This window comes from Pedobacter sp. WC2423 (genome assembly GCF_040822065.1).
Lineage (GTDB): Bacteria > Bacteroidota > Bacteroidia > Sphingobacteriales > Sphingobacteriaceae > Pedobacter.
The window spans coordinates 540,523-563,619 of record NZ_CP162005.1 but is presented as its reverse complement, the minus strand read 5'-3'; the positions used below and the strand labels follow the sequence as shown (position 1 = coordinate 563,619).

The window sequence follows — 23,097 nt, the reverse complement described above, 5'->3', positions numbered from 1 at the left end:
ACTGGCCTGACCATGAAAAGCCAGGCCAGCTGAGTGCACTAATTGATTTTATTCACCACTAAATTATCGTAATAGATATAATCTGTAGTATTTGCTTTCCATTCTTCCTGGCTTCCTCCTCTGAAAGTGTGGAAGGTAAGCTTATTGATTAATCTCTGACTATCATTTGTAGTCCAGCGGATATCATTATCCAGAATGGTTTGTCCATTGATCATAATTTGAGCATGTCCGTTGGTACTTGAACCTGTATTGCTTTTCACATACATATGGACATGATACCAAACTCCTTTTTGAAGAGATCCGCTTGATGGGAACCGTTGCGTGTAAGTATCGCCAAATTTGGTAGGCTGATCTTTATGATAAACATAAGGCTGAAAGAATACTCTGTCTGCACTTGATGCATACCACATTAACCGCAGCGTTCCACCATTTCCGTCCCACCCAGGATCTCCCCCGGTATTTCCTTCACCAATTGCAAAGCCGAAACCAATCTTTCCGCCTTTGCTGAAATTGAAATTGCTATGAAATTTCACATCATAATCCAGTTCATACGCAGTTCCCTGGCTCAGATTTACATTTCCAATCAACCCCCCAGCTCCTGAAAGCGCATTTGGCAATAAAGTAACTCTTAATCCATTAGAACCGTCTTTTCCATTGGTCACAAATGCTCTGGATTCCTGCCATCCCGAAATGTTTCCAAAATCTGCTGCCGCCTGTGAATTGGTGTAAGTAGAGCCATTGGCCCGGTTTTCCCAGTTCAGATTAATGTCTTCATTGACGGCATTCACTGCAGTTGCTGAAGCGTCCTGATTTTTGTTGCCCGATTCGTTTGTATTGACGTCTTTTTTACAAGCTGTCCCGAATAAAACTGCCAGTAAAACTATACTGGCCATCAACTGTCTTCTAGTAGTCTGTTTTTTCATTAGATAAATATTTAGTTTATAATTTAGGTCCTATAAATTTAAAGGACTTTTATGGATATAAGCAAGATAAAAATTTTACAATTATCTGTATATCAAATAATTAAAAACCAATTGATACGCTATAAATCATAGATTTTTTAACATAACAAGCGTATTTATCAGCCTGTAACCGCTTTAACTGCTGTCTCATTTTATCTTTGATACGCTTACACCACAAAAAAATATTTATTCTTTTTTTCCAGTTACCCGGATATGATTTTCAGAAGATGAAAAAGCAAACGGACCTGTATTAAAATTACGGCCGGTTAACAAGGCTGGTTCGCCTGTACCGGAGATGGATCGCCCATTTCACCATAGGATTAAGGCGGGCTGTCAGGAGATATCATCTCCATGTTCGATGAGTATGCTTAAGATTAAGAAAGGTTAAGTTTCTTTTTTGCAAATAACCTGGCCCATTCAGCCTTTTCATTACTGAGCTGGTCATCATGTGAAGTATAAAACTCAACTTTATGAAAAACAGGTAATTGGAGTGACAGGGAATAAAAAACATCATTATTATCAATAATCAATTGATAATCATTTATATAATGATGAGCAATACGTTTTCTGATATTTTCAACACCTATCCCACTGGAATGCTCAGCTGCCCATTCACTCTTTTTATTGTAAGTATTCAGCAAAATAGAACATCCGTCTTCAGAAATTGACAGCCGGATTTTTGCGGGATCATCCGGCAATGTACAATTCCCATGTTTCAGAATATTTTCTACAATGGTGATAATAATCAATGGGACAATTTGAATTGATGAAGATGTAGTCCCGAAATCAAGGTCGATTTGTAAACGGTTGCTAAACCTCATTTGATTCAGCTTAATCACGTTTCGTACGTGTCTGAGTTCGTCAGAAAGCATCACCATCCGGTTACCTTCATTCCTATCCAGTGAATACCGCATAATTTGGGATAAGGTCATAATGGCGTCTGACAGTCCATCTGATAAAGGCAAAGCTTTTGCGTAAAAGAAGTTCAGGGTATTGTTTAAAAAATGCGGATTAATTTGTGCGCGAAGAAATGCATATTCTGCTTTAAGCCTTTCCTGTTCCAGACGGTTGCGCTTTCTTTCATTCCTGATCATCTTAACAGCAAAAGCATAGGCAAAACCAAAAATCATATATTTCATTGTAAGGTATGCTACTGAAGACTGGACAGCATAAAACCCCTGAGGCGGTATACCAGGCCCCGGATTGACTTCAATAAATGGGGTGATATGATTCTCAACCAGGTACCAATCAATGGAATTAATGACGTGAATAACAAAAATACCGATAGTTAATGCTATAGGTTTATTGGGAATAGTATATTTTAAAAACAAATAAATACTCAGATAAACGATAATTAAGTTTGGGACTTGTGTAACTAATATATCTGTTAAACTGAAGAAATAAGTTTCAGGAATATTTACAAATTCATTAGCTGAATACAAAGAAAAATAAATCACCCAAAAAATGAAATGATAGCAGATTAAACGGAGTCCTAAAGGTTTCTTCATCAGCCGTTTGTAATTAAGAATAAAAATCAGTTTGGTGAAAAACCGGTAATTTGAGTTTCAGCATGTAAAAATCATCATTATTATCAACGATAAGTTCATAATTATCACCATAATGATAATCCAGACGCTTTTTAATGTTTTCCATTCCTATTCCATTCATGCTTTTGATCAATGTTTTTTTCTTTCTGTTATAGGTATATAAATGAATAAAATATCCATCTTCAGAGTTGAACAGGCTAATTACAGCAGGATCTTTTGCCAGCGTACAATCTCCATGTTTTAGTACATTTTCTACAATAGTTATAATGATCAGCGGAACGATCTGAATTGAAGGAAAAGTATCTTCAATTTTAAGGTCAATTTGTAACTGGTTACTAAACCTCATCTGATTAATTTTAATCACATTATTTACATGTTCCAATTCATCAGAAAGCAAGACCATTTTACTATGTTCATTCTTTTCCAGAGAATAGCGCATAATTTGAGATAAAGTTACAATTCCATCCGATAGTTCTTCAGATAAGGGTAATGATTTTGCATAAAATAAACTCAGTGTATTAAACAAAAAATGAGGATTGATCTGCGCCCGCAGAAATGCGTACTCAGCTTCAATTTTCTCCTTTTTTATCATTGCCATGTTCTTTTCCCGTTTAATTACTTTCATGCAAATTTCATATCCAAAGCCAAAAAAAGCGAACTTAACAAATACCCAAAGCACAATTACAACCTGATACAGGAAATTAAATTCAGGTACCGCCGAGTTTTTCAGGAATGGCCTGAGCACAAAACTTATTTCGTACCACATCAGGAAATACCAACAATAAAGTATCACAACCCCAATCGTCAACGGGATAATCTTTAGCGGAACAGTATATCTCGAACACAAAAATATAATGAGATAAACCAATCCAATATTTGTTCCCTGCGCACATACGATATCAAGCCACACCCTCAAATAATGATCACCAGGATGAAAAATAGAATCATACCTGTTGAAAATCAAATGTAATACCCAGAATATTATATGATAAGATATTAACTTATAATTTATGGACCGTTTCAATTGGCAGTTTTATAAGTCCGTACAAATTCAACCCAGTCTGGAGTATGATGCGGAATCACAATATCAGGAGTTATCCCAATATTGTTTAATGGACGCTTTTCTATCCTGTCTGACCTGAATGCAGGATATTGAACAGTAAAATAACTACATGGGATTTTTCCACTTACAATTTCAGTATAGTCAATAGCTCCCGCACTATTCTGACCAAACAGCGTAACTTTTTTACTTTGTTCAGCTCTTAAAATAAAATGCTCTGCAGCACTCGCACTTCCTCTGTTCATCAGCACAGAGACACGCTGCGGATTCTTTAAGACCTGAGAAAACTCAATAGTATCTCCCTCATAAAGCGGATAAAATTCACCAACATGTGCCTTTAATTTTTCGGTCTCTTCCCTAAACTTCTTTTGAGTCTGTTCAGGAAAACCAGAAATATCGGTATCGTATCCATTCTTAATATTATCCGGAGTTGCCCATACCACTCCACCATCTGTATAAATTGGATTGGTATAAATATAAGGTAATACTTGCTCGAAGGTACTGGTTAGTCCTCCCGAATTATTACGGATATCAATGATCAGATGTTTGCTTGTTTTCAGTAATTCCTTATTTTTCTCCAAAAGGCTGTCTACTTCTTTTTTGTATTTAAAAGCAAAGCTAGGCATTACTAATAAATTAGTTTCCTTATCAAGCACTTTAAACGACGGTGATAAAGACTTTTTAACCAGTGTTCTGGGTTCGTATTTATTGGTGAAAAATTTACTTTTATACCATACGCCAAAATAACCAAGCTCCAGGCTGTCTTTCTTTACAACTAACCATGGGAATTTCTTCCCATGGTCTATCCCTCTGAAATAAATAAGGTGATATTTATCTTTTATCTTTTTTATCCTGAGCTTTACCTGCTGATTCTCCCAGTTAGGAACATTCGTCCGAACAATAAAGCCAACGAACTCATTCCGGATACTATCTTTTACGATACCTATTTTATAAGTGTCAGGCGCATAAGTCCAGTATCCTTCTATGTTGTCAAGATTCTTTTGATTACGAAGTAAGTAGGCATCTAAGGTTTTTTCATTCCATGATGTCTTTTCTGTCGTAGAAAAAAAATCATTAACCTCTTCTTTTGTAGCTTTACCAGGAGTAAAAGAGAGACCTATGTGCTCATCTTTGAAAAAAGACAACCATTCCGCACAAATATCATAACAATTCATTTTGGAGGATAACTTAGCGATTTCTTTTAAACTATCCGTGAAAACAGTAAATTGTTTTTGATTTGAAGCATTTACTTTATCCTTATAACCAACATAATTATTCTTTATTTTATCTACCAGAGATTTAAAATTATCACTACAATTACAGCTTTGAGCACTAGATAAAAAGGGCAGTAAAATTAAAATCAGTATAAGTATTCTCTTCACTTTAGTGCGGTTGATATTATATAATCGGTTTATCATCAAATTATATGCTGCCTAACCAGTACTTTGCACTGTGTCACAAGTGAGACGCCCTGAGTCACCATCATTCGTATTAGCCTCAAAATTGCGGCCTCCCCCCCTGCCACCACCTCTTATTTTCATCATTTCTTTTTTTCCAAGTGATACAATAACCGTTTTTTCAAATGACAACGCCTTATTGGTACTTTTTTTCTTTTTCTTCATAAGATTGCTAGATTTTCTAAATATATAATTTACTTTTTAAATACGCAACAACTACAATACAGAGCTAACTTATTATTTTTGTCTTATTAAATCACAACTGAATTCTATTTTTCATTCCCTTTACACTCTTATAATATTGATATAAAAAATCATAGATAACAGCTTCATGCAGTCTTGAAAATTCGGGAATAATACGGTTGACCAGCATATGTATATAACTACTTAATAAATCCGCAATTGAAACCTTTAATGTTCCGTCCATTTCCATTTTCCTGAGCTGCCGGATTATTGGATCAATCTGTTCAGTCCGTTGTCTCAAAATCAAATAAAACTGATAAAATTGATCACCTGGCTGCTGTACACTTAATGAAGCGTAAATTTCGCTTTTCTTTTCCCTGAAAGATCTGGCAAGTTGTTTTCTTTGTTCTGTTCCAAACTTAAATTCCGATGCAAATGCTTCTTTGAGGTTCCTCATCAATTCAAGTTTAGGTTCTGTTGTAAATTCAAAAGCTTCAAACAAGGTATCAATAGAGAGAATTGCATATTGCCAGCGAAGATTTTCTCTTTCATCACCCGAACTCTGATCAAGAAAACCCAGGAAAGCAATACTGTCATAATAAAAGAACTTTTCAGCGAGCGCTAATGTATTGATCCCATAACGACCATACTCCGGCTGGTAATTATCAGTCATTATTTTCCAGAGAAAACCAGTTTTCTTATACGGTTTAAATGTGCTATGAAATGTCCTGGTGAGATATGGAAGCCACTTGATATCATTCAGCTTTAAGCGAAGCCTGATATGAAAATCGCTATCCGTATAACGGATAAAAAACCACTCTTTGATCCAGCCCTTTTTTTCACAGTGCGCAGTCAATGCCTTTATAGGGTTTGCAAGTAATACATCAGCATTACGCACACCGCAATAAAGCTTATAATATATCCATTCATGATCAGTATTACAGGTGGTTGCAGTTAATGCTTCGTGTATAGATAAACTATCTTTTTGTGTCGATAACTCCATATTAAGGTCAGGTTTCACTGTAATAAAAGCTTGAAACTCATGCATGTAATGTTGCTTATCTGAATTTCTTACTAAGTGAGCTGGCTGCAGGTATTCTTTGAAAATGAATTGACTGCTGCCTTTCAAATGCAGCTCAAAAATGCGATGGGTTTCTTCCAATGCCTCAAAATTGATAAGCAATTCATTATCACCATCTGCAAGAAAAACTTTTTGAGGTAAATTATATTCCTGTATAAAATCAAGGAGCAATTCCCGAAAGCGAATTATGCTTTTTTGAAGCAGATTTTGAATGTCCTGCTCCAGAAAGATCCAGCTGGCACGCTGTAATATAACGTTCTTAAAGATCACCCGTGGTAAAAAACGATATTGTTGGCTAAGGCTTCCCCAATTAAATTTTAAATCAGTAATCTGATCCTGATCCTGAAGGTCACAAAGAAAATGATATACTGGCAAAGCGTTCCTACCAAAATTATGCGCATTACTTAATCGTGGTATAATTATTTTATTCAGATTTTTTGAGTACAAGACAATTTTTCCTTTTTTATAAGCTATAAACAGGTCCTGAACACGTATTTGCTGCTCTTCCGGTAATAAAGATTTTGCCAGATAAGGTATTTCGTAATTTCTGAAAGCAGGGCGCTGGAGCACATTTCCGACCCTTCCTTCAGGAAGATGCACAATTTCTGCAAAAATAACCCCTGGTGTGCTATTTTGCTCGGCTGTAGTCAGATCAGAAGCCAGTTTAGTAAGTTCCGGATCAGATTGTGCAAAACGGGCGATCATATTGACAGGGCTTGTTCCGCCAGCATATTTTATATAGACTTGTCCGGAAGATATGACTTCAAACATCAGCTGAACAGAAGAAGGGAATAATGAATTTGCAGGAATAATATCCTCCATATCTTCTTCAGAGATCTCAATATGGCGCTGATCAGCTTTATAAGCCTTTAACCATTTTTTTTGTAAATTTTGCTCCCAGTTACCCCAGGCAAGCATTTCTGTTTCAGCGGCCTCAAACAAATACAGTCCTTCTAAAATAGGTGAAGGTACTAAATGCTTACCAGGCACGTAACCAATACCCGTTTCCGTGTCCAGAACTTCTAAAAGAGGCATCTCCTGATCACCGTAACGCTCGTAAAACCGTTTGGTGAATGAAACTAAATGGGTCTGTTTTTTGCTCCTCATTTTATGGAGGATTCCAAGAGCTGTTAAAATTTCTCTTTGTAAATCAGTTGACAAACCGCTTTCGGGGTCAACTATACCTGTTACATCAGTTTGAAATATCTTTCCTGCCTCATAGGGAACGTCCAGCGTATCAATTACTTTTAGTATTTCCTGATAATCAGCTATTTTATTGACTAACTGCAGATCTAATTTGTTTAATAGTTGTTCTATTTTTTTGATTTTCTGAACGATACCCTTAATTTGCAAATCATTTACAGCATATTTTTCCAGAGTTTTAAGTAGCTGTGTAAGCAGCCCATCACCCGTAACTGCAGGATCAAGTTCATGAATCAGAAGTTGAGAATCCAAACAGTTATCAATAAATTTAACTGCATCATCAGTTTGAATACCAGCTTTTTCTAAAATAGCGATGAGATTAATCCTGGTTAACCCATGCCTCGCCGATTCCATAAGCTCCGTTAAATAAACTGAACTCTTTACAGCACTAATCTGGTGCTGTCTTTTGCCATCTGCATATTTATATTCTATATAACGAATATCCTCACCCATTACATACCAGCTACTGTTTGGAAAATAAAGTAACTGATCTCTAACCCCGGCGAGTGATGATAAATAAGCCGCTAATGCACAGAGATAATGCATATCCAGGCGCGTATGGCGGCTTAAATTACTGTTATCAATTATAATTTCAGATTCCCCTTTCTTCCATTTTGTAAGTCTGCAAGAAGAAAATAAACCGAATGGGGTACACCGGTTGTGCATCCTGGAGTAGTATTTATAAAGCGAATGCTTAAATTTTAAGATTTCTTTCTCCATTAAAATTAATCCGCTGCTGTACTTAAGACAAGCATTATATAAGCTTGGAGAAGCGATATAGATGGCCTCTAAAAAAACCGGGTCGCAGATCAGTTTTTCTATGACGAAGCTTTTATCAAAGTCAGCTAAAGAATATATTGGGGTACGAAGAATTACGCGCTGATCAAAATTGTGCGTATTTGTTATCTTTATCAATTCTGATAACCTCCCAAGTAAATTACATTAACCTTAAAACATGCTCCCCAAAGAATTAAACACACCTCTGAGTATAAATAAAGAGAGCATATTTTAAGATAAATGCCGCTAAAATCTAATGAAGTTGACATTGATTAACAAATTGCTTTTCTATTATATTTTAACTAATAATCAATAAAATAAATTTTAAGCCCGGATACTTAATTTTCAAACCTATTAATTATGCTAAAAATAACATTAAGGCTTATTAACCTGAAATGTATTATCTGTAACCCTGAAGAAGCTTGCCGAAACCTTATATTTTACTGCTCAACCCGATTTTTATTATTCAATAAAGTGTTACTTTCGTATTAACTACCCAAAAGACGAGATACCATGTATAATTGTATAATAATTGAGGATGAACTTCATACCATTGAATTATTAAAAACATATATTGATTCCATTCCTAATTTAAATCTGGTTGAGTCTTATTCAAATCCTGTTGTTGCTTTAAACAACATTACAACCAGGGTGCCTATCGATTTAATTATAATGGATATAGAGATGCCTGTTATTTCCGGATTAGAATTATCGAAAGAGCTTATTGGAAAAACGAAAAAGCTGATTTTCATAACCGGGCATATGCAATACGCCTATGAAGCCTTCCAGGTTCATGCTGATGGCTTTTTATTAAAACCTTTTACCATCCTAAAGTTCACCTCATTAATTAAGAGGCTCTTTCCTGATGAACAGCCGGGCAATGACGAGAAATCAAAAGATGACCACGATTTTTTCTTTGTGAAGAATAAAAGTGAAGACCTGAATACAACAAAAATAAATTTCAATGACGTTATTGCAATTGAGAGCCTGCATAACTATATTAAAATTTACACGGAGAAGGCCGAAATTGTAGCTTATTTAAAGCTGAGTGATATGAAAGCTTTATTAGCAGACAATACTAATTTTATCCAGGTACACCGCAGCTTTATTATTTCCATGAGGCACATCAAAACAATTAATGGCCCTAATTTAAAAATGGAAGGTGACTTATTTATTAAAATCGGTGAATCTTATGGTGAAAAATTCATCTCTTTTGTCAAAAACAGGACGTTGACAGTAAGTAAGAAAAAATAAAGCTTTATACCTGTGAATAAACCGCCGGCAATAATAACGTTGAAGTAATCTTACTCACTAATAGTGCATCCGAATAACCATCAACTGTACTTATTTTTTTCCACTCTGCATCAGCTATAAAAGAATCCCAATGCGCCGCTTTACCTTCCAGATTGTCAAAGGTCAGCATATAAGTCAAATTTGGTCTTAATGGCCCTATGACCGTTTCTCCCCAAAATACAGGTTTAAAACCCAGACGTTTGAAAATATCAATCTCCCCCTGATCATTGAACATTTCAACTTTCTTCTTTCCGGCAGCCTCACTTGCACTCTGATACTGACGCAATTCAAAAATGCGGGACTTATTTGGAGGGACTGCTATTTTAGGCGCATGTGCAAATGCCTTCATAATGGAACTTTCAATACGCACATAAGCAGGAGCTGTTGCCGGAGCAGTCAGATAAGGGATACCCTTTTGCTGAAATACCTTATCCTGTTCCAGTTTGACAATCACTTCATTGAAATGTGCAAGACTGTGATAAGGAATCAATACGAATAATCTGGTCTGGCCATCCGGCTTTAATTCGGTAAAAACGCCCACATGTTCTACCCCCAGTTTATTAAACGCTGGTATAGCTGCCTGACTATAAAAATCTTCCACTATTTTTTGCTGAATATCATCTTTCAGCGTATAAACTCTTAATTCATAAAATTCAGCAGGTTCATGCTGATTATCTTTAACTGCGGCTTTAGTCATTACAGGAGAAATAATTGCAGCCGTACCTGTTACCAGGGAGGCTTTTACAAATGAGCGTCTTTTCATATATTGAGATTGACAATAGATATGGTTGATGTAAATATAATTTTTCAAACTCAATATCACACATTATATTTTTACTTTTAGTTTAATAAAATCAGGCTGCATGACACTCCTGTCGTAGTTATCTATCAAGTATAAAGAAGCACTATAATCTCTTTGCACTTTCAAACTGGTTCTTCTGCATTCCATCGTACACCAGTTGATCAAGCTCATAAATATCCTTGCCAAACCGTACTCCTCCTTTATCATTAAGCCAGGCTGTATAATAGTATAGCCGGACAGGAATCCGCTGAGGCAAACCCATAAACTTTGCACGCGGGTAGCCGCTCTCTATCCCCTTTTTGAGCTGATCATATTTTTCACCTTTTCCAAATAAAGCAAAAGCCAGGTCAAGCGGTTTTTCTACCCGTACACAACCATGGCTGATTGCCCGCATACTCCGTTTGAACACACTCCTTACCGGTGTATCATGCAAATAAATGCTATATCCATTTTTAAAAAGAAACTTGATTTTACCCAACGAATTTTTCGCTCCCGGTTGTTGCTGAAAAGAATAATCACGAATATCAACCGCAGGCCAGTCAATAGATTCCAGATCTCTAACCAGTTTACCTTTTTTAAAAACTTTGATATTATTATTGGAAAGATAGTATCTATCTGCCGATGCATACCTGGAAATCTCATTCCGTGCAATACTTTGCGGGATATTCCAAACCGGATTAATCTGAACGCTATGAATCATACTTCCAAGCTGAGGCGTTTGCCTATCCCCAGGTTCTCCTACACAAACTTTCATCTGCAATATTGATTTATCCTTATCTATTACATCCAGACTAAAATTTGCAATATTTACTGCTACAAATTTCTGTTCAGCAGGTTTGTTCTTCCACCTCAGCCGCTCCATATTCACAACAACCTTCTGCCGCATGCTGATCTTAACACTATCTGTATCTTTATTTTCCGCTGTATCCGCATCCAGACGCTTTAATACTCTTTGTAAAGCCAGGTAAGTTTTTTCTTTTGGTTGTATACTATCCAGATAAATTTTAAGGTTTACTATTTCAAAAATCCTGATCACTGAATTACTATCAGGGATTAAAGTAGGAATTGTATAATGATTATAGATTTTAGCCGGATTTGTCATCCCATACTGCATCGCCATACTATACCGGATTAAAGAATTCACAACAGCCATTTCCAGTTTGGCCAGACTGCGCTGGATTTTTACCGTGTCCGATGACCTTTGATGAATCACTTCATCCAGCTGATATTTTAAACCAGTAAAAAAGAATTGTTCAGGATCCAGTCCATGCGTTACAGAATTATCCAGATAATCTGACAGCGTTTGCAGTTGCTGATCCTCAAAGAACTTTCGAACCAGCACCGGCTGATATTCTTTTTTTTCATAAATACTATGTATCAGATTGGGAAAAGGCAAATCGGACGATTTGGCTTCCAGCACATCAATAAACGCTGCGCGAAGTGCTTTCTCTTTCCTGGTTAGTTCAGTAAGATTTCCAGAAGGATCCTGTTTAATACCAGGTTGTACCTTTACAGGGTTCTTTGTAGAATAATTTGCCGGAGCCTCCGGTGTATTAACGGTTGTACGTCTAACCCCACAAGAACTCAACAACAACAGACAGCCTGTTATTCCAATAAAACAATTACATAAGAAATTACGCCCGAAAAATTTCATCTTATTTTCACTGAAATACAGCTACTTAAGAAACAAGTGCCTCTCATTTTTTGTTTGAGCAGTTTTTTGAACGAATGTTAAGAAAACAATTTCTGACACCGTTCACAGAAAAAAGTTCTTCTCTTGGTTTTACCGAGACTTTCCTTTTCAATTGGATGCCCGAGAGGGCAAACTTTACGTGAATAGACTAACCAATGCTTTTTAAGGACAAAAGCCTTTTTCCATTCCAGGAAATCAAAACTATATAAACTTGCCTCTTTAACCATTTCCTTTAATTTACCAGGAGGCAGGCCATCCACCGTACTCAAAGGGTGTACCTCTATTCTGTACAATACTTCATTTTTAATGATATTTCCAACACCAGAAAATATATCCTGATCCAATAATACGTCACAAACCAGGCTCTCCCCTTTTTCCTTAAGCTTTTTTATCGCCAGTTCCGGATCCCATTGATCTGACATGACATCACCAGACCAGTCATAAGTCTGGTTTATATCTCCTTCAATAAATTTCAAGGCACAGGTATAAAAATTGAGCTCATCATTTTCAAAGATCAAACTTAACCTGGCAGGCCTGTCTTTGCGCTCATTAATCATATAACTCCCAAACATGAGAAAATGAATACGTAAAGTAAAACCTTTAAAACAGATCAAAAAATGTTTGCCCCAGCTTTTAAAGGAAACAAGTTCCTGATTCAGCATCCGGGCCTTATCAATAGTCGTATCACCTACCACATTGGTAATGAAAGTACCTTCTAAATGAAGTTCTTCTACAAGCTCTCTTAATATGACTATTGACGGGCCTTCGGGCATAACATTCTTTGATTTGTATAATTTAATTATCTTTCCAGACGCTGACGGTAAGTCTCGATTTCTTTAAGTGCTTCCAGAATACCAGTTCTTTGTTTTTGCAGCAGTCCAATATGATCAGCATGAGATGCGTAATCCTCCAGGCATTTATCAAATTTCTCTATCGCAGCCTTTTCACCAGTTTCAATTGCGCCAAGAATAGCTGCATCTTCTTTACTGCTTAAAGCCTGTTTAATATCAATCCAGGTGCGATGAAGGCTTCCTAAAATTCCACCATCTTCATTTTCAGAATCTCCCCCATGCTGAGCAATATGTTCTTTAAGTTCCATTGCATAACCTGCACGCTGGGCCGAGTACTTTAAGAATAATCCTTTCAGTTCAATACTGTCAGTCGTTTCACTTGCAGACTCATAACCTTCTTTTCCATCGTTAACAATGTTGACCAATCCTTTCAGGTCACTAATAATTTCGTTATTGCTTTCCATATGTTCTAGATTTTTTCCCTGTAAGAACCCAGAAGAATGGAAATAGTTTTAGATTGTTTTTAAGGATGGCTTTTTATTATTTTTTAAGTATAACCTGTTATGAAGACGCTAAACATGTTTCATTGAGCAGGAAAGAGAACTAATGTGATTCATGTATATCTACAAAGGAGTAATATGTTGTCCATAAATAGCAAGTGTATTATAAAATCAAAGTATCTATTTTTGAATGTTGTTTTTAGTAATTAGCTGGACCGTTTATATTGATGCATTGATATCTTGGTATCAATATGATATGGTGATTCAGTGCGATAACGGGAGTGAATTTATATCCAGAGATGTAGACATGTGGGCATACCAGAACCATCAAGATCACATTTCCATGCATGGAGTACAAGTCCCGATTACAATTTTTTGGCTACTATATGCGGAATTATGCCAGAGGTACCTAGATTCAGAAGAGTTTTAATTAAACCTGCTCTCGCTAAATTGACAAAAACAAGTCGAACAATTCCCTCCCCTGAAGGCATTATCTCGGTGAAGTTAAAGCGTAAAGGTAAAAGTGGGATCAATGCCAGATTGAGATTGCCTAAAGTTGTTATGGGAACTTTCATCTGGGATGATAAACGTTATACATCACACGAAGGGTCGCAGCGATTGAACCTATTTCAATAAAACTATAAAAGAGCTAATCATTTAATAATGATTAGCTCTTTTATAGTTTGCTAAAAATCAGAAAATGACAAAATTGATTTTCTATTTTAAGTCTGCAATTTTGAATAAAATTTGTTTTGAATAACCTGATTCTTTGGTGACTTTAGGATCAAGTAATTGATATACAGTTGAAAAATGAATTCCATTTGTTCCAGCCATCCAATCACGATCTGTAAGTCTTGTAAATTTCGGGAGCTTAGTAAATGAGATTTCTGGCTGTTTATTGGTATTATCAATACCGAGTATCAATGGTCCATAATTTAAAGTATAAAAATCTGGTTTAGAATATTCCTGATTCACCATATGTTCAGCTTTAATTTGCTGATCAAAGGTCAGTACTATTTTATTCCCTTTCGAAAGTTTAGGTTTAAATATTAAAAAACCATTACGCAATACAAAAGGAATTGATCTTCCATTTAGTGTTAATTTATGTTTTTTGGTCCAGTAAGGAGCAAAAACTTTTATTGTAAAAGCTGAGTTTAATGAAGAATTTAAAACATCAAACGATACCTTCCCTTCGAACGGATAAACCGAGGTTTGATTCAATGTAACAGTCTGATTTCCCAATTTAAGCGTTGCTACACTATTGTTAAAAAATGGAATTACAATTTCTTTGACACCAATAAAATAACTATATTGAATAGCTCTTGCCAATCCTTCACCACCGCGCATAGTACAGCACCACCAGGCTTCATTCTCATTCACGTTAAGAGAATTATATCCTGGTCTCGGACAATTATTTAAGCCAAAGCCTCCATTTGCCCTTTGTGTATTGGCAATCCCATTATAATAAATATGATGAGCATCTTCTAAATAAAAAGGTTTATTGGTATACTGCCATAACTGTACTGCCAGCAGATAAGAATCTACAATAGCACAAGGTTCTGTCCATTCAGGACGATCAAACCAGTTAAAATTCTCAAAATCAGCTGTCATTGAAGTTGAACGATAAAGATTATATCTTTGTATCACAGCTTGTAAAAGATACGGTTGTTTAGTGATGGAATAATAACGCAAAAGTCCTCTTAGCCCAGTCAATGTTGCATGAGCCTGTACTTTCATACCTTTTAGGTCAATTTCAAGAAAACGGGCTACTATCTCATCGATTATACTTTTTAGTTCTGGTGAAGGAATAATTCCATAAGCCTGTACTATGCCATCTAAGAACACGAAATCGGTACCAATATCTGATGACACCCTCCACTTTCCAATTATTTTCTCCGCATAACCTATTGCTGCTCCCTTTGTTTTATCCCTTTCTTTAGGGTCTATTGGATAAATAGCATGATAACCTTTGGTAGGCAAAACCAAGTTTCTGATTACACGTTCCAAATATTCCTTCATTTTGGGATCTCTCTTCCAGTAATAATATTCGCAAAGTGTCCGTAAAAGCCAGCTATTACCTGATAGTTGTTGTTCCTGTATTATATCACTTTGAAGTGCCCCGAAATAACCATCTCTATTTAACTTTTGAGGAAGCATGCGCATCATTTCTTCCAAATATTTCGGCTTACGATGGGCAGCCTGTGATTCCACTATTAAACTAACCAGTACACGCCCTTCATAGTCGCCTGGCCATCCTGCTGTATTTTCTTCTCTTGGCGGAAATACTTTTTCCGGCGTATAAATATCACTTTCTAACCGGTCAAGATTCTTTTGCGCTCTAATATTTAGTTCTCCTCTAGTTCTGATATCAGCAAAATTTATTGGTTTTAATAACTGGGCATAACCAATAAAATTTGTAAAGCATAAAATGCCAAAAGCTAAAATTTGTTTTTTAATCATATATAATAATTACTTGATGTAGATACTTATATATATAGTATATGAAAATGCACAAATGTCCCATACTGAAATAAAATAATTATTCGATAAGATGGTATCAATTCAGCAGAATTAGCCAATAAAACCTAAAAAATCATTATTAAAGAGATTTTTATCATAAACTCTAAAATTTACTTTATGTTTTTTTACCAGATAAGGGAGCCATAATTGATCCTGAACACTATAAAGCACATTATGTAAAAGCCAATCAATCATAAAATTTTGCTCTTTATTTTCAACCAGTTTTCTGGAATACATAAATAAACCACCATCAAAGAGCAAATCATCCTTATAATTTTTATCTGCAAGGTATTTGTTTACTTGTTCTTCCATTACATCTCCTCCGTATCTGCTTAATACATATGAATCCCCGCGATCCATATGATCTTTCATAAAATCCATTTCTGCTCTGATTGAAGATTTCATATGGTGATTAAATAAAAACAGTTCAGCATCTTCATCATTTTCATAGGCAAACATGTTCTCAAAGAATCCATCCATTATTACAAACTTAGAATTAACCCATATGTAATAGTCATAATCAGGATATTCAAGCCATTCCATCATTTTATAGATTTTACACTTTGTTCTGGATTGTAAGCTCGCAGCCCTTGAAGGAGTATTTCTATTATTGTACAAAGCCAAATCTATAATATAGTCTTTGAATACCAACGGGGTATTAATGATAAGTTCATTTTTACCTTCTTCGAATGAAGTTGAGATCAGTCTTATTTTTTTCATAATTTATCAGTTTTAACTAAGATAACTAATCGCTTAACCAACGCATAAAACTTGTAAATTTCGGGTCATATGACACTTTAAAAATCATCAAATAAGATCGTGTCTTCAGGAACATATAATTGATCGGAATAAGCTAATAAGGTAAATTGATCTGCCCCCCGATTAATAAAAATATGAGCAATATGATTTGGAACATATATTGTTATTGGCCTTGCAAATGACAACTCAAAAAACAACTTTTCTCCAGTGGCTATATCCACTAATCTTAACTCACATTCACCTCCTATTAACGTAAACCATTCATTTGCTTTTTTATGATAATGTCCTCCTTTAGTCTCCCCAGCCAGTGCATTGGTCAAATACATCTCTCCCGTATAATCTGGTAAATGATCTTCAAAACCATTCATCACTTTTAAGAACCACCCCCTGTGATCTTGTATTTTACTTCTTTCGATAAGTTTAATTTTGTCTTTCAATCCATTTGATAAACAAATCTTTAAACCATTATCCAAATTTATTTCAGGACTCCAGTTATAAATATCCTTCTTAACTTTACCTGTATTTATAGCCAAATAAGCCATATTTTGATCTCTTGTATCTACCTGATCATATCTTGTCAGTTCAATTCCCATTAACTGATGAATCCGGGTCACAAGATCCTTGATCTTAACAGGCTCATCAGGCCCTGCTATATTGTACAGGTCAGGAGGAATAGCCGAGTCAATAATTAAGGAAATAAAATCAACAAGATCAGTAACAAAAAGATATTGTCTTACCTGTTCACCTGACGATAACTTTAAATTATTTTTCAATCTTAAGCTATTGATCACATAAGGTATTAACCTGTGCTCATTTTCGCCGGGACCATATAATGAAGGAATAATCAGGTGAATCCAATTGAAATCAAATTGTTTATTATTGTACAATCGGCTTAATAATCGTTTTGAATCACAATAACTATTTGGAATATCACCTTTAGCCAGGACTATTTCATTCTCATCGAAAGCTTTTATAGCATCGTTCCTCCCGATTTCAAAATAAGTACCAAACGTGATTAATTTACCCTGGTATCGTTTGTCATTTAAAAAGCAAACAATTTTTAAAGGCAAATAGAAATTGAGATCGTAAATGAGTAATCCGGACTCATGAAGATGAGACTGAACACCGGCCGCAGCGGTATAAATAATAATATCATAATTGAGGAGAAGATCGAAATCAAGTGAAATTTCCGGATGATTAAATTCAATATAAGTAATATTATCCTTGTTAATATTCGCTGATTTATAGTTCCTGCCGTATAGATACAATTCATCTCTTTTAGCCAACCTGCTAATCAGATGGCTGGCCAAAAATGAATTACATCCAATAATAGCTATTCTCTTCATCTTATGCCATTTTTGAGATATAATTTAATATTTGTTGTTCTGTAAAAGCAGCAATTACCTTTGGATCAGTGTTATACATCTTATACCAACTGACTGTATCGTTTACTGCATCATGGGCGCTTAATAATGGTTTCCATGCTAATTGATTCATCGCTTTGCTAATATCTAATTTTAATAACCCCGCCTCCGCATATTGATTTTCGGCTTTCAGATATTCAGCTTTCCCTTTGCCCCATATTTCAATTAAGAGCTGAACCATTTCTCTGACAGTTAAAGTATCATTATTATATGGACCAAAATTATAAGCCTGGGCATATTTTAAAGGTTCTCTATTTAAATAATTCCCTAAGTTTAAATAAGCAATGACAGGTTCTAAAACATGCTGCCAGGGCCTGATAGCATCTGGATTTCTAATAAAAACATTTTTATTGGCTGATAAAGCTTTCATAGTATCCGGAATTAATCTATCCTTTGACCAATCACCGCCACCAATCACGTTACCAGAACGACCTATAGCAACACCTTTTAAATGTTCCCAATAGTTTTTAACATTAAAAAAAGAGTTTTTATAAGAATCAATAACGAGTTCTGCACAAGCTTTGCTTGCACTATACGGATCATGCCCTCCAAGTTTATCATTTTCCCTATATGGATAGTCCCACTCATTGTTATAATAAACTTTATCTGTAGTGATTAAAACTACTGTACACTTTTTTTTTAAGTTTTTCACTGCATCTAATAGGTTTGCGGTACCAATCGCATTGACTTCAAAAGTTTCAGACGGAATTTCATAGGAAAGCCTTACTAAGGGTTGAGCAGCTAAATGAAATATAAAATCCGGTTGAAATTCTGACACAGCAGCTAACAAAGAATCCCGATCCCTCAAATCAGCGATTATAGAGTCACCTAATTTATCACCACTGATAAGTTCGTAAAGATCATCGTCATTTAACGACTCAAGGGCATAGCCCCTAATTTCAGCTCCTAAAAGGTGAAGAACTTTTAACATCCATGTTCCTTTAAAGCCAGTATGTCCGGTAAGAAAAACTCTCTTACCATTATAACATTGTTTAAGTGTTGTTAATGAGCCTACCAGATTTTCCATGGAGAATTACCTTTGTTCCACATTTCGTTTAATTCATGTTTATCTTTCAGCGTATCCATTGGACGCCAGAAACCATGGTGCTTATAAGCATACATTTCACCTGATGATGCTATATTCTGCATAGGCTCACGTTCCCAAATGGTATCATCACCATTATTTATAAAATTGAAAATACCAGGTTGACAAACCATGTATCCACCATTTATCCACGACCCATCGCCTTTGGGTTTCTCCAAAAAAGAAAATACTTCATTGTCACCCGATACAGCTAAGGCACCAAAACGACCTAAAGGCTGAATGGAAGTCACTGTAACCAGTTTTCCATGATTTAGATGATAATCTACTAAAGATTTGATATTAATATCACCTACTCCATCTCCATAGGTCAGCATGAAAGTTTCATCTTTAACATACTTTTGAATGCGTTTGATTCTACCTCCGGTCATCGAATCATCTCCTGTGTTCACAAGTGTAATTTTCCAGGATTCTGCTTCAGATTTATGTATTTCAAAGGAATTACTTTTGAGATCAATTGTCAGATCTGATTTGTGCAAAAAATAATTAGTAAAATATTCTTTAACTATATATCCTTTGTATCCTAAACATATAATAAAATCATTGTATCCGTATGCAGAGTAGATCTTCATGATATGCCATAAAATAGGCATTCCACCTATCTCTACCATAGGCTTTGGTTTAATTCCTGTTTCTTCTGAAAGGCGGGTGCCTAAGCCCCCCGCAAGGATAACAACCTTCATATATGCATATGTTTTAGATACGATTTATATTCGTAAGGTTAAGTTATAAAATTCTCATTAAACTTTTACCACAGATAGTGTTAAGAATCTATTTTGGGACATATGACCTTTCCAATTCTTATAAATTAAAAAGAGAAATATTAAATGAAAAATCAAAAACTCAATAAAATCATAATTTTACCTAAATATCTTAGTAAAAAACTGACCTCCTCCCTGTTATTCAGACTGCCAAAAGTGGAGTTTTCTATGTTTTTACCTGCAAGTTGACAAATTCTTTGGGAGTTAGATTATTAAGGCTGCTGTGTGGTCTGTACTGGTTATACTTCCATCTGAAATTCTCAATTTTTTCTCTGACATCTTCCAGTGAAAGGAACCAATTTACTGACAAGCATTCATCTCTAAATTTGCCATTAAAAGATTAGACATACGGATTATCAGTGGGTTTTCCAGGTCTTGAAAAGTCAAGGGTTACCTGGTTCTGGTATGCCCACATGTCTACATCTCTGGATATAAATTCACTCCCGTTATCGCACTGAATCCTTTCAGGAAAGCAGCTTTCAACAAGATATGCCCTAGTCAATTCGCACACAACATCTAACCCTTGAGTGATTTTCCAACCAGCAATCCATGGCATATTTTACTACAGTTATCCACTATAGTTAAGATCCTGAAACGCTCCCCGTTGAACAAAGCATCCTGCACAAAATCCATGCTCCATACCTTATTTATTGCTTGAGTCTCCAGCCATTCCAGAAGATGTGCTGCATATTATATGAGCGGGTCTCTTAGAATGTACGTCTGCCATATTGATTTATAACCGTCCTTAGCTAAAAATTTGTTTATCTTAATGCAATTTTAAGATTTGCAAAAATTTAGCATAGATTAACTAAAAAATTATTTTAAGTATCAGACACAATTATTGAAGACTTATTTTTACATAAAATAAATAATATTTCCAATATAATATATGGTAGAAATGGTAATGTAGAGGGAAGACGCGGCAAAGAAGAAGAAACACAGAGTCATAAAAATCTGGGACCAAAAGACAAAGCTGCCAAAGCTTATTTATTAACATGGGGTTTAACAAAAATGACGGATAACAATCTGTTAAGCCTTGCATTTGAACCATTGAATAATTTTAAAAAAAGCTAGAAGTATGATAGATTTTACTGAAATGAATCTTGAATCTCCGGATGAATCTAAATTTTATAAATTATAAATGTCCTATAATCGTCACTATTACAATGAAGGAAGAAACTTTCCTAATCATTATGTAATTACATTTAACAATAAAGGCGGGGAAAAATATTTTCTCAAGGATAGCATTACCAATAAATTACGCGAAATACCTATTGAGTTTCTATATCCGCATATAAATGATCCTCATTAACCACAAAAACGCCACGCCGCATTTCAATCACAAAGTTTCCCCCGTCTGCACTGGTACAGTTGAAGTCAAAGAATATCTTGCTGATTTCACCACCAATGTCCTTGCAAAGGTTTCATTAAATATCCAATCCACCTTTGTAAAAAAGAAGAGTAAACATTGCGAGAATGAGCACGTAAACCAGTACCTGTTTAATCAGTTTCCATCTTTTGCTTTCACCAGGTTCTAAAAATAGTGCATTCACAATCACAAAAATTAAGCCCACGAGTAAACCAACAGGAAAGCCGATCCAAATTGCGACAATCATGGACACAAAAGAGTCTGAAAATAACATAAACCAAATAATCGAGCTGATGATGGTGCTCAAAATCATTAAAAGTAACGCTGTAAAAATCCGGGTTCCTAAAAAGCCATACATCGAAAGCAAAACACCAATGATTAAAGTAAGATAAGTGTAATGGAATTTACTGGCATATCTTCATGTCCTTCTTTAGCATTAATACCTACTTTTGACGGGGAGTGTACAGTTATTGTTCCTACTGAAAGATAGTAAAAATGTAATCCAAAATCGGAAATCTCAACATGTAAAATGGCATCAGCGCTATTGCAGTCAGTAAGTAAGATTTTGCAGTTGATCGACTTCCATTTTTTACATGCAGGTAGAAACCCAATCCGAGTAGCGACAGAACTATGGTTAGGGGTAACCATTCGCTAAGCAAAATCACCAAAGGAAGACTTCCTATTCTTTCTGAGATAGCTCCCTCACCATAGATGCCCCAGAACGCATATGGTATTAAAATCAGATAGATAAAGACACTCAACAAAAGTGCAGCGACAAGCAAGAAAACAAAATGCCACCATCTTGTTTTGCTAGTTATAATTTTGTTGACTGACATGTTCATTTCTACTGCTCGAAAGACTTGTTAAAAATATCAAGTAAGATAACTGTTTGCTTCTACTTTTCAATATCCAAATTATGTTTAAAACCTATTATTAAGGGGTTACGTTCAACTTATGGATATCATTCAGACAGTTTTCATCATTAACAGTGACCTCCTCCCACAAAAGCGGACTTTTATAAAGTAGAGATTTTCTCATCTCTTATAGTCCCAAGAACCAAATCTTTCAACGTAAATAAATTAGCAATTGCCTCACCCATAGTATTATTGAAATAAGTATACACTGTTTTTCCTTCGGCCATCCATTCCCGGATATAATCTGCGTATTCAGACATTAAGTCATCCTGATAACTTCCCCTGTAACTTCCTCCAGGCCCGTGGAAACGCAAGTACACAAAGTTGAGATCTGTATCCAGCATTGGTGTACTGGCAGGTGGTTTATCCTGTATCACCATTCCCAAACCATATTCATCAAGCAAGCGATAAACCTGCTCGCAATACAAAGACACGTGGCGAAACTCCAGCGCAATATTCCAGTCACCAGCTTGATCACATTCACGCAGACAAGCCATTAATAAAGCCAGCTGATTTAAGTTTCCAATACGTACAGAAGGGGGAAACTGCACTAGCAAACAACCCTTCTTATCACCTGCCAAAGAAATAACCTGCATAAAATTCTTTACAGATTCAGGATCAAAAGCAAGCCCCTTATTGTGGGTGATCATCTTAGGAAGCTTAAAGGTAAATCTAAAATTTTCCTGAACATCCTTAGCCCATTTCGCAACAGTTGATCCCATTGGTATTTTATAAAAAGAACTATTGATCTCAATACTGTTCATCATCGAAGAATAAAAACACAACCTGCTTTTTTCTTTAAATTCGTCCGGATAAAAAAGCTTATTACGCACAGGCAACAGCAAGCCACTGGTACCTGAATAGTAAGCAGGAACATTATTTTTTCCCATAACAGCAAA

19 protein-coding genes and 1 pseudogene are annotated in these 23,097 nt (G+C 35.5%); 2 read left to right on the top strand and 18 right to left on the bottom strand.

The window, feature by feature from the left end; translation table 11 throughout:
• Positions 1-38: 38 nt before the first annotated feature.
• The 6 genes from AB3G38_RS01935 to AB3G38_RS01910 all read right to left on the bottom strand — a co-directional run bounded on the left by AB3G38_RS01935 (position 39) and on the right by AB3G38_RS01910 (position 8,408).
• Positions 39-923 carry a polysaccharide lyase gene (locus AB3G38_RS01935; RefSeq protein WP_367866814.1) on the bottom strand — a complete coding sequence of 295 codons (885 nt, stop codon included), beginning with the start codon at positions 921-923 and terminating at the stop codon, positions 39-41.
• 413 nt (positions 924-1,336) lie between these two features.
• Positions 1,337-2,470, bottom strand: a complete 1,134-nt coding sequence (locus tag AB3G38_RS01930; protein WP_367866813.1) for a sensor histidine kinase — start codon at positions 2,468-2,470, stop codon at positions 1,337-1,339.
• Between the two features lie 13 nt (positions 2,471-2,483).
• Positions 2,484-3,275, bottom strand: coding sequence for a sensor histidine kinase (locus AB3G38_RS01925; RefSeq protein WP_367866812.1), 792 nt, complete (start codon positions 3,273-3,275; stop codon positions 2,484-2,486).
• Between the two features lie 254 nt (positions 3,276-3,529).
• Positions 3,530-4,987: a S41 family peptidase gene (locus tag AB3G38_RS01920; protein ID WP_367866811.1), complete on the bottom strand. Its 1,458-nt coding sequence runs from the start codon at positions 4,985-4,987 to the stop codon at positions 3,530-3,532.
• 15 nt (positions 4,988-5,002) lie between these two features.
• The gene (locus AB3G38_RS01915) at positions 5,003-5,191 is read right to left on the bottom strand and encodes a class I lanthipeptide (RefSeq protein WP_367866810.1); all 189 of its coding nucleotides are present in this window, start codon (positions 5,189-5,191) and stop codon (positions 5,003-5,005) included.
• A gap of 91 nt (positions 5,192-5,282) precedes the next feature.
• Complete coding sequence (locus AB3G38_RS01910; protein WP_367866809.1) at positions 5,283-8,408, bottom strand: lantibiotic dehydratase; 3,126 nt, start codon at positions 8,406-8,408, stop codon at positions 5,283-5,285.
• Between the two features lie 375 nt (positions 8,409-8,783).
• Between AB3G38_RS01910 and AB3G38_RS01905 the strand changes: the two genes are divergently transcribed.
• Positions 8,784-9,524, top strand: coding sequence for a LytR/AlgR family response regulator transcription factor (locus AB3G38_RS01905; RefSeq protein WP_367866808.1), 741 nt, complete (start codon positions 8,784-8,786; stop codon positions 9,522-9,524).
• A gap of 4 nt (positions 9,525-9,528) precedes the next feature.
• Here the strand turns inward: AB3G38_RS01905 and AB3G38_RS01900 are convergent, their stop codons facing one another.
• The 4 genes from AB3G38_RS01900 to AB3G38_RS01885 form a co-directional block, all read right to left on the bottom strand.
• Positions 9,529-10,326: an NIPSNAP family protein gene (locus tag AB3G38_RS01900; protein WP_367866807.1), complete on the bottom strand. Its 798-nt coding sequence runs from the start codon at positions 10,324-10,326 to the stop codon at positions 9,529-9,531.
• A 142-nt stretch (positions 10,327-10,468) separates the two neighbouring features.
• Positions 10,469-12,019, bottom strand: coding sequence for a L,D-transpeptidase family protein (locus tag AB3G38_RS01895; RefSeq protein WP_367866806.1), 1,551 nt, complete (start codon positions 12,017-12,019; stop codon positions 10,469-10,471).
• 77 nt (positions 12,020-12,096) lie between these two features.
• Positions 12,097-12,831, bottom strand: a complete 735-nt coding sequence (locus tag AB3G38_RS01890) for a DNA-formamidopyrimidine glycosylase family protein (protein WP_367866805.1) — start codon at positions 12,829-12,831, stop codon at positions 12,097-12,099.
• A 26-nt stretch (positions 12,832-12,857) separates the two neighbouring features.
• Entirely contained in the window at positions 12,858-13,313 is a 456-nt protein-coding gene (locus AB3G38_RS01885) for a PA2169 family four-helix-bundle protein (RefSeq protein WP_367866804.1), read from the bottom strand.
• A gap of 432 nt (positions 13,314-13,745) precedes the next feature.
• On the opposite strand from AB3G38_RS01885, the gene AB3G38_RS01880 reads away from it, so the two are divergent.
• Positions 13,746-13,985: a hypothetical protein gene (locus AB3G38_RS01880; RefSeq protein WP_367866803.1), complete on the top strand. Its 240-nt coding sequence runs from the start codon at positions 13,746-13,748 to the stop codon at positions 13,983-13,985.
• 81 nt (positions 13,986-14,066) lie between these two features.
• Here the strand turns inward: AB3G38_RS01880 and AB3G38_RS01875 are convergent, their stop codons facing one another.
• The 8 genes and pseudogenes from AB3G38_RS01875 to AB3G38_RS01840 all read right to left on the bottom strand — a co-directional run bounded on the left by AB3G38_RS01875 (position 14,067) and on the right by AB3G38_RS01840 (position 23,088).
• Positions 14,067-15,809, bottom strand: a complete 1,743-nt coding sequence (locus AB3G38_RS01875) for a hypothetical protein (protein ID WP_367866802.1) — start codon at positions 15,807-15,809, stop codon at positions 14,067-14,069.
• A gap of 111 nt (positions 15,810-15,920) precedes the next feature.
• Positions 15,921-16,589 carry a hypothetical protein gene (locus AB3G38_RS01870; protein ID WP_367866801.1) on the bottom strand — a complete coding sequence of 223 codons (669 nt, stop codon included), beginning with the start codon at positions 16,587-16,589 and terminating at the stop codon, positions 15,921-15,923.
• A gap of 77 nt (positions 16,590-16,666) precedes the next feature.
• On the bottom strand, positions 16,667-17,974 hold the full coding sequence (locus tag AB3G38_RS01865; RefSeq protein WP_367866800.1) for an NAD-dependent epimerase/dehydratase family protein: 1,308 nt from the start codon (positions 17,972-17,974) through the stop codon (positions 16,667-16,669).
• Between the two features lies 1 nt (position 17,975).
• On the bottom strand, positions 17,976-19,079 hold the full coding sequence (gene rfbG / locus AB3G38_RS01860) for a CDP-glucose 4,6-dehydratase (protein ID WP_367866799.1): 1,104 nt from the start codon (positions 19,077-19,079) through the stop codon (positions 17,976-17,978).
• Entirely contained in the window at positions 19,064-19,837 is a 774-nt protein-coding gene (gene rfbF / locus AB3G38_RS01855; RefSeq protein ID WP_367866798.1) for a glucose-1-phosphate cytidylyltransferase, read from the bottom strand. Before rfbF ends, rfbG begins: the two co-directional genes overlap by 16 nt.
• Positions 19,838-20,081: 244 nt before the next feature.
• A pseudogene (locus tag AB3G38_RS01850) lies at positions 20,082-20,569 on the bottom strand (integrase core domain-containing protein); the annotation flags it as partial.
• 773 nt (positions 20,570-21,342) lie between these two features.
• A complete protein-coding gene (locus AB3G38_RS01845; protein ID WP_367866797.1) occupies positions 21,343-21,558 on the bottom strand; it encodes a hypothetical protein in 216 nt (71 codons plus the stop codon).
• Positions 21,559-22,299: 741 nt separating this feature from the next.
• Entirely contained in the window at positions 22,300-23,088 is a 789-nt protein-coding gene (locus AB3G38_RS01840; RefSeq protein ID WP_367866796.1) for a DUF72 domain-containing protein, read from the bottom strand.
• Positions 23,089-23,097 lie beyond the last annotated feature (9 nt).

Excerpts from the sequence above, each read along its gene's own strand:
- AB3G38_RS01920 (WP_367866811.1), bottom strand. The coding sequence starts at position 4,987 with ATGATAAACCGATTATATAATATCAACCGCACTAAAGTGAAGAGAATA.
- AB3G38_RS01935 (WP_367866814.1), bottom strand. The coding sequence starts at position 923 with ATGAAAAAACAGACTACTAGAAGACAGTTGATGGCCAGTATAGTTTTA.
- AB3G38_RS01890 (WP_367866805.1), bottom strand. The coding sequence starts at position 12,831 with ATGCCCGAAGGCCCGTCAATAGTCATATTAAGAGAGCTTGTAGAAGAA.
- AB3G38_RS01895 (WP_367866806.1), bottom strand. The coding sequence starts at position 12,019 with ATGAAATTTTTCGGGCGTAATTTCTTATGTAATTGTTTTATTGGAATA.
- AB3G38_RS01845 (WP_367866797.1), bottom strand. The coding sequence starts at position 21,558 with ATGTTATTTTCAGACTCTTTTGTGTCCATGATTGTCGCAATTTGGATC.
- AB3G38_RS01840 (WP_367866796.1), bottom strand. The coding sequence starts at position 23,088 with ATGGGAAAAAATAATGTTCCTGCTTACTATTCAGGTACCAGTGGCTTG.
- rfbF (WP_367866798.1), bottom strand. The coding sequence starts at position 19,837 with ATGAAGGTTGTTATCCTTGCGGGGGGCTTAGGCACCCGCCTTTCAGAA.
- AB3G38_RS01865 (WP_367866800.1), bottom strand. The coding sequence starts at position 17,974 with ATGAAGAGAATAGCTATTATTGGATGTAATTCATTTTTGGCCAGCCAT.
- rfbG (WP_367866799.1), bottom strand. The coding sequence starts at position 19,079 with ATGGAAAATCTGGTAGGCTCATTAACAACACTTAAACAATGTTATAAT.
- AB3G38_RS01915 (WP_367866810.1), bottom strand. The coding sequence starts at position 5,191 with ATGAAGAAAAAGAAAAAAAGTACCAATAAGGCGTTGTCATTTGAAAAA.
- AB3G38_RS01875 (WP_367866802.1), bottom strand. The coding sequence starts at position 15,809 with ATGATTAAAAAACAAATTTTAGCTTTTGGCATTTTATGCTTTACAAAT.
- AB3G38_RS01870 (WP_367866801.1), bottom strand. The coding sequence starts at position 16,589 with ATGAAAAAAATAAGACTGATCTCAACTTCATTCGAAGAAGGTAAAAAT.
- AB3G38_RS01900 (WP_367866807.1), bottom strand. The coding sequence starts at position 10,326 with ATGAAAAGACGCTCATTTGTAAAAGCCTCCCTGGTAACAGGTACGGCT.
- AB3G38_RS01925 (WP_367866812.1), bottom strand. The coding sequence starts at position 3,275 with ATGTGGTACGAAATAAGTTTTGTGCTCAGGCCATTCCTGAAAAACTCG.
- AB3G38_RS01880 (WP_367866803.1), top strand. The coding sequence starts at position 13,746 with ATGCCAGAGGTACCTAGATTCAGAAGAGTTTTAATTAAACCTGCTCTC.
- AB3G38_RS01905 (WP_367866808.1), top strand. The coding sequence starts at position 8,784 with ATGTATAATTGTATAATAATTGAGGATGAACTTCATACCATTGAATTA.
- AB3G38_RS01930 (WP_367866813.1), bottom strand. The coding sequence starts at position 2,470 with ATGAAGAAACCTTTAGGACTCCGTTTAATCTGCTATCATTTCATTTTT.
- AB3G38_RS01885 (WP_367866804.1), bottom strand. The coding sequence starts at position 13,313 with ATGGAAAGCAATAACGAAATTATTAGTGACCTGAAAGGATTGGTCAAC.